This is a genomic window from Lactobacillus leichmannii (assembly GCF_024701915.1).
GTDB classification, from domain to species: Bacteria; Bacillota; Bacilli; order Lactobacillales; family Lactobacillaceae; genus Lactobacillus; species Lactobacillus delbrueckii.
Genome location: NZ_QOCY01000051.1, coordinates 21,210 through 28,670, shown reverse-complemented (window position 1 = coordinate 28,670; position 7,461 = coordinate 21,210). Strand labels below are relative to the sequence as shown.

Here is a 7,461-nt window from a genome sequence, read left to right as displayed (position 1 = left end):
TTAAACTACAAGACTCCAGAAGAGTACTTTGACACCGAACTTGACCGCATTTACCGGCGTAGATAGTCAAAATCTACCAGATGTTATGGTAAGTGTTCAATTTATTCTTGCAATTGGCGAACCAATCTCTATCCTTTTGATGGGGACTGATACTGGGGCTTTGGGCAGAACCTACAAAGGCCGAACTGACTCCATTATGGTTGCGGTCTTAAATCCTAAGACTAAGAAGACAACCCTGGTCAGTTTTGAAAGAGACATGCAGGTCAACCTACCGGATTACCCAGAATATTCACCATCAAAGCTAAATGCGGCTTATGCATACGGGAATGCTAAAGAATTAGCCAAGGTCTTGAAGAAGTACTTCAATATTCCAATCAACGCCTATGTCTTGATCAATATGGGGGGCTTGAAGACCATTATCAACAAGGTTGGCGGGGTCGACATTACGCCAAACTTATCCTTCACTTATGAAGGCTACACCTTTACTAAGGGCGAAAAGACTCACATGGATGGGGCTAAAGCCTTAGCCTACTCCAGAATGCGTTACGATGACCCAGAAGGCGACTATGGCCGGCAAAAGCGACAAAGACAAATCTTAGCAGCTTTAATGAAGAAGGCAGAAAGTGCAACGACTTTGCTTAATACCAGCTTCATTTCGTCTTTGTCTAAGCAAGTCCAAACTGACATGACTTTCTCTGACATGACTAGTTTGGCCAAGAACTACCTGGCAGCTACCAAAAATCTGGAATCAGATTACACTCATGGGACTGGCTACATGGAAGATGGCGTGTAATACCAAAACATTTCAACTGCTGAACGGCAAAGAATCATTAACTTGATTCGGAAGGCCATGGGCTTAAAAACTAAAAAAGTAAGTTAATAAACTAAAGTCGGACATTGGATCCTACTTTTTGTATAATTAAGGTAAAGTTTTTTTAGAAAGGAGTAGGCCGATGAAAAGAGTTATTACTTATGGTACTTTTGACCTGCTTCACTATGGCCATATTAACTTATTGCGCCGGGCTAAAGCCTTGGGCGACTATTTAATCGTGGCCTTGTCAACGGACGAATTTAACTGGAATTCAAAACATAAGAAGACCTATTTTTCTTATGAAGAACGTAAGCAGTTGCTTGAAGCAATTAGATATGTTGATCTGGTTATTCCCGAAAAAAGCTGGGATCAGAAAAAGAGCGATATGAAGGAATACCACATTGATACCTTTGTCATGGGGGATGACTGGAAGGGAAAGTTTGATTTTCTAAAAGATGAAGGCGTAAACGTTGTGTATTTGCCACGAACGCCAGAAATCAGCTCATCTAAGATTAAGCATGACCTTTATGATGCGAATGAGGTAAGTGAAAGTAAGTTGTCTCACGATGATCTCAATACTAATCCCCAGTAAAGATCATTGAGTTTAGAAGCTAAAAAGGATTCAAGTTTTTAACTTGAATCCTTTTTAGCTTCTATCTTAATAGCTTAAAGCGCGCTTGCTGCCACTTAGCCATTTCAGGGTTGAATAATGATACCAGAAGTTCTTGGCACTCATAGATGCCTTTTTACCGGTCCAGGGATCGTTGTAGTAAATTTTAGAGCGGTTGTAACCAGTTAAGAGCAAGGCATGGTTTGGAAAGTGGTCGACCAATTGTTGCTACTTTTTAGACTTAAAAATCCAGAACTTGCTGGCCACGTAGTTTAAGACGATCACCACAACATTAGAAACGATCTTGATCACCATGTCGTTTAAGCCCATCTGCTCGGCAAAGATGAACATGATCAGCCAGTCTAAGATCCCGGTGCCCAGCCGCGCCGCGAAGAAGGCCAGGATTTCCTTCCAGTAGTCTTCAAAGGTTTCGGCTTCGCTATGAAAGACCCACTTGCGGTTGGTGAGGTAGGCAAAGAGGACTGAGGCAAACCAGGCAATGATGTTGCTGACCATCATGTAGACGTGGAAGACGCGGTAAAAGAGCCAGTAGGCGACGATGTTAACGACGGTGGTTAAGACGCCGAAGATGACGTAGGGGATCATGTCTTTATATTTGTCCCAGAGCTGATTGATTTTTTCTTTGTCCATGTTTGATACTCCAATTTTATGTATTGTTGTAATTAAAAGTACTAATATAAAGAATAGCACAGAGCAGAACTTTAGAAAAATGATCTTGTGATATTGATAATAAAATTAATAATTACAACTTTTGTTGATAAGTCGACTAATGGTATAAAATATGTAGAAAGGAATTCGTAAGGGGAAGTGAAAAAGAATGTATCATGAACTGGCTTTGCTGATCCGCTTTGTGGTCATTGGCGCCTGTGTTTTGGCAGGCTACTGGGCTATCCGCACGGGGAACTCCTTTTTGCGGCTGGTAGTAACGGTTATCTATGGCTGTGCTTTGATCTACTATGTGTTTGCATCAAGAATGCTGACGGCTGCTGTCTACTACTGGCAGCATCCGGCCCAAATGGCCGCCGGCTCAGAGGTTTTGAAAGACCCGGCCTTTTGGAAGTGGGGGCTGAAAAAAGTCTTTGCCAGCTCAAACTATGGCGGCCGCTACGGCTTTTTGATGAATGTTCTGCTCTTCATGCCCTTGGGTTACATTATTCCATCCTGGTCCAAGTGGCTGCATAGCATCATGATCACCACATTTATGGCCTTCTGCCTGTCCTGGTTTATTGAACATTTCCAGCGGATGACAGGGCTGGGCACATATGATGTTAACGACATGATCGCCAACACCATGGGTGCCTTCTTAGGAGCCGTAGCAATCATGCCGACCTTGTGGATGTGGGACATCCAGGCCAGAAAACTCCGCAAGGCCCGGGAACACGCGAAAGCTGAAGCCAAGGGGGAAGCAGAAGCTGCCCGTTTGGACCGGGTCAGCCGGCAACTGGCTAACCCAACTGAAAAGGTACCGAAGGTTAAGATGAGCCGGAAGGACTACCGGCAAAGACACGGCGACCAAGCCGATTAAGGAGCAAATCATGTTGCTGCGCGCGGTTGAGCTGCATAACTTTCGCGGTTATCGCAATTTTAAGCTGAAATTCGCCCCCTTGACCAGTCTCTTAGGTGAAGGGGAAGTGGGCAAGAAGACCATCCTGCGGGCTCTGGACATTTTTTTCAACGGCCCTTTGGCTAAGCGGCCTTTGAAGCTGCAAGACTTAAATGAGAAAGCCCTCAAGGCCGGGGACTGGCAAATTGCTATCACTTGCTATTTCGATGATTTTGCTATCAAAAAGTCCTTTGACCTTAAGCAATATTTGGAAGAAAGCGACAGCTTCGCGGAAGAAGGCGGGGACTTTCAGCCAGTTACGGACCAAAACCGGGGCCGCTACCGGCAGCTTTCAGCCAGCATGCCCCTGTATGTCTTTTTTGATGAAGAGTCAAAGGCGGCCAGCCCCTTGAACTTCGTGGCCCGCAGCGCTATTAGGGACAAGGCAGCGGAAATCAAGGAAATTCAGGACTACCTGGACGACCGCCTGGGCCGCAGTCTCTCCCAGCTTCTGGCCAACTACCGGGACTTGGGTGAACCAGCTCCCCAGTTTGTCTTCCAGGATCCCAACCTGGCTGAACTAATCAAGCAGCGGGAAAAGGTCGGGGTGACTGGAACGGCCAAGGTCAGCCGGATTATTCTGGCCTTTCTTTTAGCTCAAAGTGAAAATGCCAGCATCAACAACGTGGTCTATGCCTTTGAAGCGAATGATTTGTCGGAGGAAGATGAATCTTTGCTGGCCCAGGCCCTGCTTAAACTGGTCGCTAAGAACAAACAAGTCATCTTGATTCCGCGCACGCCGCACTTGATGGGTCTTCTGCCTTTGGAAGGGATCAAGATCATCAAGAAGGTTGCCGGCCAGCAGCAACTTTTGAGTGACAGCCAGATCTTGGCGGAAGTGTCTAGCAGCTTGGGCCTGTCGGCTGACCAGCGGGCGGTCAAGTCCCGCTGCGTTCTCTTGGTCGAAGGGCAGGAAGACGTCCGTTTTGTGACCAAGATCAACCAGTGGATGTATGAAGAAAAGCTGGTGGACGCGACTTTTGCTGAAAAAGGGCTTTTTATCCTGCCTGTCGGGGGATGCGGCAGTCTGCTGGCCTGGCTGAATTTTGACCTTTTTTCTAAACTGAATGAACCTTGGTTCATCTTGATCGACTCAGACAAGGGGACGGATGAAGCTAAGCAGAGCCAGCGGCACTTGCACCGGATCAGGGCAAAGTATCCAGGGATGCAGGCACACATTCACGCGACTTTTAAGCGGGAGATTGAGAACTACCTGGTCTTTAAAGAGGGCAAGAAGACACATGCCTTTGCGCCATACGAAGACGTTAAGCAGCACATGTATGACTTGATGCAGCAACGCCACCAAAGCTGGAGCAAGGATAAGACGGCATCTAAGTTGATGGAGCAGATGGATTTGGCTGATCTGCAGGACTACTATGAAAAAGACGGGCAGAAGCACCGGGAATTAGTAGAATACTTCTTGCAGATTGACCATTTTATCGATGGGTTGGCATAAGCCGCTAAAAACAAGTTAAGAGCTATTTTTACCAATGGACAAAAGGCAATTTGTTCATTGGCTTTTTGTTTTATTTAGCAAAAACGTGCTAGAATAGGGATGCTAATCTAATATACAGGAAAAGAAAATGGAGTGTGTTTTTTTGAAGAAACGGAAAGATATCAAAAAGTTGCTGCTGGCCTCTATTATGGCTCCAGAAGTAGCGGCTACGCTTGTTGGAACGGCTGCTAAACTATTACCAGCGACATTCATTGCTGCTTAGCTTTTAAGGAGGCGATTAATTGGGGTTGTTACAATTAATGCTTGGTGTGCTTGGATTCACAGTGTTATTAAGTTCTCTTTTTTTGACAATATTGGTACGGCGACAAGCTGCGCATCAAAAGCGTAGTGAAGCCTATATAGAAGTAGCTAAATATCTGGGTGAAAATCCAACTTTATTTAAGAAGGTGAACCAATTAGTCAAATTGGAAAGCACAACAAAGATTTTATCATTGGTGTTTTTCTTAGGTGGCTGGATAGTCTATTCAATAAACGATTTTCTGATAATTTCTTTGGACGATAGTGTCCGTGTAATGATTTTGTGGACATCAATTGTCTTGTTTGTTATCTTAACCATTGTGCAGATGATGCTAGAATTTCGGCACAAAAAATTGTTGGCTTTTCCTCTGTCTAATATTTCTCCAGTAGAGAATACTGCAGGAGAGAAACGCTGGATTCTCAGCAAGATACTGTTAATGATTGGGACGGCGATATTGACAACATGGCTACAGCTTGTGGCTCAATGATTACTAACTGATTTACCAATGGACAAAAGGCAATTTGTTCATTGGCTTTTTGTTTTATTTAGCAAAAATGCGCTAGAATAGAGATGTTAATCTAATATACGGGAAAAGAAAATGGAGTGAATTTCTTTGAAGAAACGGAAAGATATCAAAAAGTTGCTGCTGGCCTCAGCAGTCTTGCTGACTTTTGGGATTGGACAGCAGCTGGAACCGCTGCAGCCAGTGCACGCCGCCCGGCAGGTTAAGAAGAGTAGGAAGGCCAAGAAAGGCAAAAAAGCTAAGGTTTCTATAAATAAGAAAAAGCTGAGTCTGCTGCAGGGGAAAACAGCCCGCTTGTATCTGAAGAACAGCAAGAAAAAGACGACATGGAGAAGTTCCAACAAGAAGGTAGCGACAGTATCTTCTAAGGGCAAGGTCAAGGCAGTCAAGGCCGGGGCAGCCAAGATTACTGCTAAAAATGGCAAAAAGAGCTACGCCTGCATGGTTAAAGTTACTGCAGCTAAGGGAACGCTGACTTTTGCCTCCAATGACGGGTCTGGCCGCCGGCAAAAGAAGATTTTTACCTTAGGCAAGAAAGTTACTCTGCCAAAGACTGGCTTTAACCGGGAAGGCTACAAGTTCTTAAACTATACCGTTGCCACAAACGGAAAGGGGAAGAAGTACCGGCTCGGCAAGGCCTATACTTTTAAGAAGAGCACGACTTTGTGGGCCCAGTACCGCAAGCTGGAAAATTACACTATTCAAATTGCAGCCAACCAGGGCTTTGGGAAAAATATCACTCTGCATGAATTGGAAGGCGACAAAATCACCTTGCCAGAGACAGGATTCAGTAAACCTGGCTACGTTCTCGATTCCTTTAACACTCAAGCGGATGGGAGCGGCAAAAAGTATGATCTGGGGGCTAGCTATGCTTTAAAGGATGTTACTTTGTACGCCCAGTACCGTAAGCTGCCGGCAAGTGAGAAGCCGGAAAGGGACTTGGGCTTGTGGGGCCTGGATAGCGCGGGGAATTTTTACCAAAGCAAGAATGAGCTGACGACGGTTGACTATATCAAGGCTGACCAAACTAAGTATCTGGCTTTGGACAATTATTTTGACTACCAGATCAAGGCCCTTAAGTACACAGATGATGAAAAGCCAAGTTATGTCGGCGTGCAGGCCAACTGGTCAAAGCAGGGGATTATCCTGGACCCTGGCTACAAGTACCTAATCATGGTGAGAAAGAGCAACCAGGCAGCAATTGAAGAAAGCGAGATTGCTGATATTGCCAAGCTGGTCCGACTGGAAAATGTTGATGTAAAGACGCAGAGTACTTCTGGCCTGGCTAAGACGGCGGTCAAGTTTATCGCCCACCGGGGCTATAACACTAAGTATCCGGAAAACACGACCCTGGCTTTTGAAAAGGCTGGTGAGGAAGCCGGAGTTTGGGGGATTGAAACCGACGTAGATAATACGTCAGACAACAAGCTGGTTATCATGCACGATAATACTTTGGCCCGGACGACCAATATCAGCGCGGATGATCCAAACTACAGAAAGAACATCAACGATATTCCTTTTGACCAGGTGGAAAACTACAAGATCAAGGGTGTGCTGGATGGCGTCGATAAGGATAAGGTTTATGAAGATCTTCGCGTGCCAACTTTGCGTCAGTACTTAGAAATCTGTAAGAAGTATGGCAAGGAAGCTTTTTTGGAGTTGAAGTACATCAACAATATGGAAGCCTTGAAAGAGGTAGTTAAGGAAATTAACGAAGCAGGGATGCAGAAGCAAACGACCTTGATTTCCTTTAATATTGGTGAGTTGGAAGAAGTCAGAAACGTGATTCCGGGTGGCAAAGAAATTGCCATGATGGGGATTTACAACCGCCATTTGACTGATAACGACTATATTTTCCTGTCCCACTTAAAGGCCGGTGCTGACCGCAATAAGGATACGACAACGCTTGATGATATTCTCGCGGCTCGTAAGTATGGCGTAGACTATGGAATCTGGACGGTTTACCAGAATGATGACGCTGTTGCGGATATGATTAAAAATGGCGCGGACAAGGTTACCTTGAATGACGCGGGCTTGATTGAGTCGATGAGTGCTATCGTTAATAACTAGAAAAACAGGGATAAACTAGAGGAGAAGCTATGAAACTGATAAAGAAGACGGTCAGCAACATTCCGTTTG

Annotated in this window: 6 protein-coding genes and 2 pseudogenes; 7 read left to right on the top strand and 1 reads right to left on the bottom strand. The window is 45.1% G+C overall.

Annotation, left to right across the window (positions count from 1 at the left end; translation table 11 throughout):
* Nucleotides 1-121: 121 nt before the first annotated feature.
* A pseudogene (locus tag DS743_RS07635) lies at nucleotides 122-880 on the top strand (LCP family protein); the annotation flags it as partial.
* A gap of 73 nt (nucleotides 881-953) precedes the next feature.
* Nucleotides 954-1,403, top strand: a complete 450-nt coding sequence (gene tagD, locus DS743_RS07630) for a glycerol-3-phosphate cytidylyltransferase (protein ID WP_025896504.1) — start codon at nucleotides 954-956, stop codon at nucleotides 1,401-1,403.
* A 246-nt stretch (nucleotides 1,404-1,649) separates the two neighbouring features.
* On the opposite strand, the gene DS743_RS07620 is transcribed toward tagD, so the two are convergent.
* The gene (locus DS743_RS07620) at nucleotides 1,650-2,072 is read right to left on the bottom strand and encodes a GtrA family protein (protein ID WP_025896503.1); all 423 of its coding nucleotides are present in this window, start codon (nucleotides 2,070-2,072) and stop codon (nucleotides 1,650-1,652) included.
* A 187-nt stretch (nucleotides 2,073-2,259) separates the two neighbouring features.
* Between DS743_RS07620 and DS743_RS07615 the strand changes: the two genes are divergently transcribed.
* From DS743_RS07615 to DS743_RS07595, 5 genes and pseudogenes are all read left to right on the top strand, one after another.
* Nucleotides 2,260-2,967: a VanZ family protein gene (locus tag DS743_RS07615; RefSeq protein ID WP_035185121.1), complete on the top strand. Its 708-nt coding sequence runs from the start codon at nucleotides 2,260-2,262 to the stop codon at nucleotides 2,965-2,967.
* Nucleotides 2,968-2,977: 10 nt separating this feature from the next.
* Nucleotides 2,978-4,501, top strand: a complete 1,524-nt coding sequence (locus DS743_RS07610; RefSeq protein WP_035185123.1) for an ATP-dependent nuclease — start codon at nucleotides 2,978-2,980, stop codon at nucleotides 4,499-4,501.
* Nucleotides 4,502-4,670: 169 nt separating this feature from the next.
* A pseudogene (locus tag DS743_RS07605) lies at nucleotides 4,671-4,763 on the top strand (peptidoglycan-binding protein); the annotation flags it as partial.
* 19 nt (nucleotides 4,764-4,782) lie between these two features.
* Nucleotides 4,783-5,286 (top strand): hypothetical protein, encoded by a 504-nt coding sequence (locus DS743_RS07600; protein WP_012537722.1) that lies wholly within the window; start codon nucleotides 4,783-4,785, stop codon nucleotides 5,284-5,286.
* A gap of 126 nt (nucleotides 5,287-5,412) precedes the next feature.
* The gene (locus DS743_RS07595) at nucleotides 5,413-7,392 is read left to right on the top strand and encodes a glycerophosphodiester phosphodiesterase family protein (protein ID WP_035185128.1); all 1,980 of its coding nucleotides are present in this window, start codon (nucleotides 5,413-5,415) and stop codon (nucleotides 7,390-7,392) included.
* Nucleotides 7,393-7,461 lie beyond the last annotated feature (69 nt).

Bases quoted from the DNA above. Each gene is read 5' to 3' on its own strand.
- DS743_RS07610 (WP_035185123.1), top strand. From the start codon at position 2,978: ATGTTGCTGCGCGCGGTTGAGCTGCATAACTTTCGCGGTTATCGCAAT.
- DS743_RS07620 (WP_025896503.1), bottom strand. From the start codon at position 2,072: ATGGACAAAGAAAAAATCAATCAGCTCTGGGACAAATATAAAGACATG.
- DS743_RS07615 (WP_035185121.1), top strand. From the start codon at position 2,260: ATGTATCATGAACTGGCTTTGCTGATCCGCTTTGTGGTCATTGGCGCC.
- tagD (WP_025896504.1), top strand. From the start codon at position 954: ATGAAAAGAGTTATTACTTATGGTACTTTTGACCTGCTTCACTATGGC.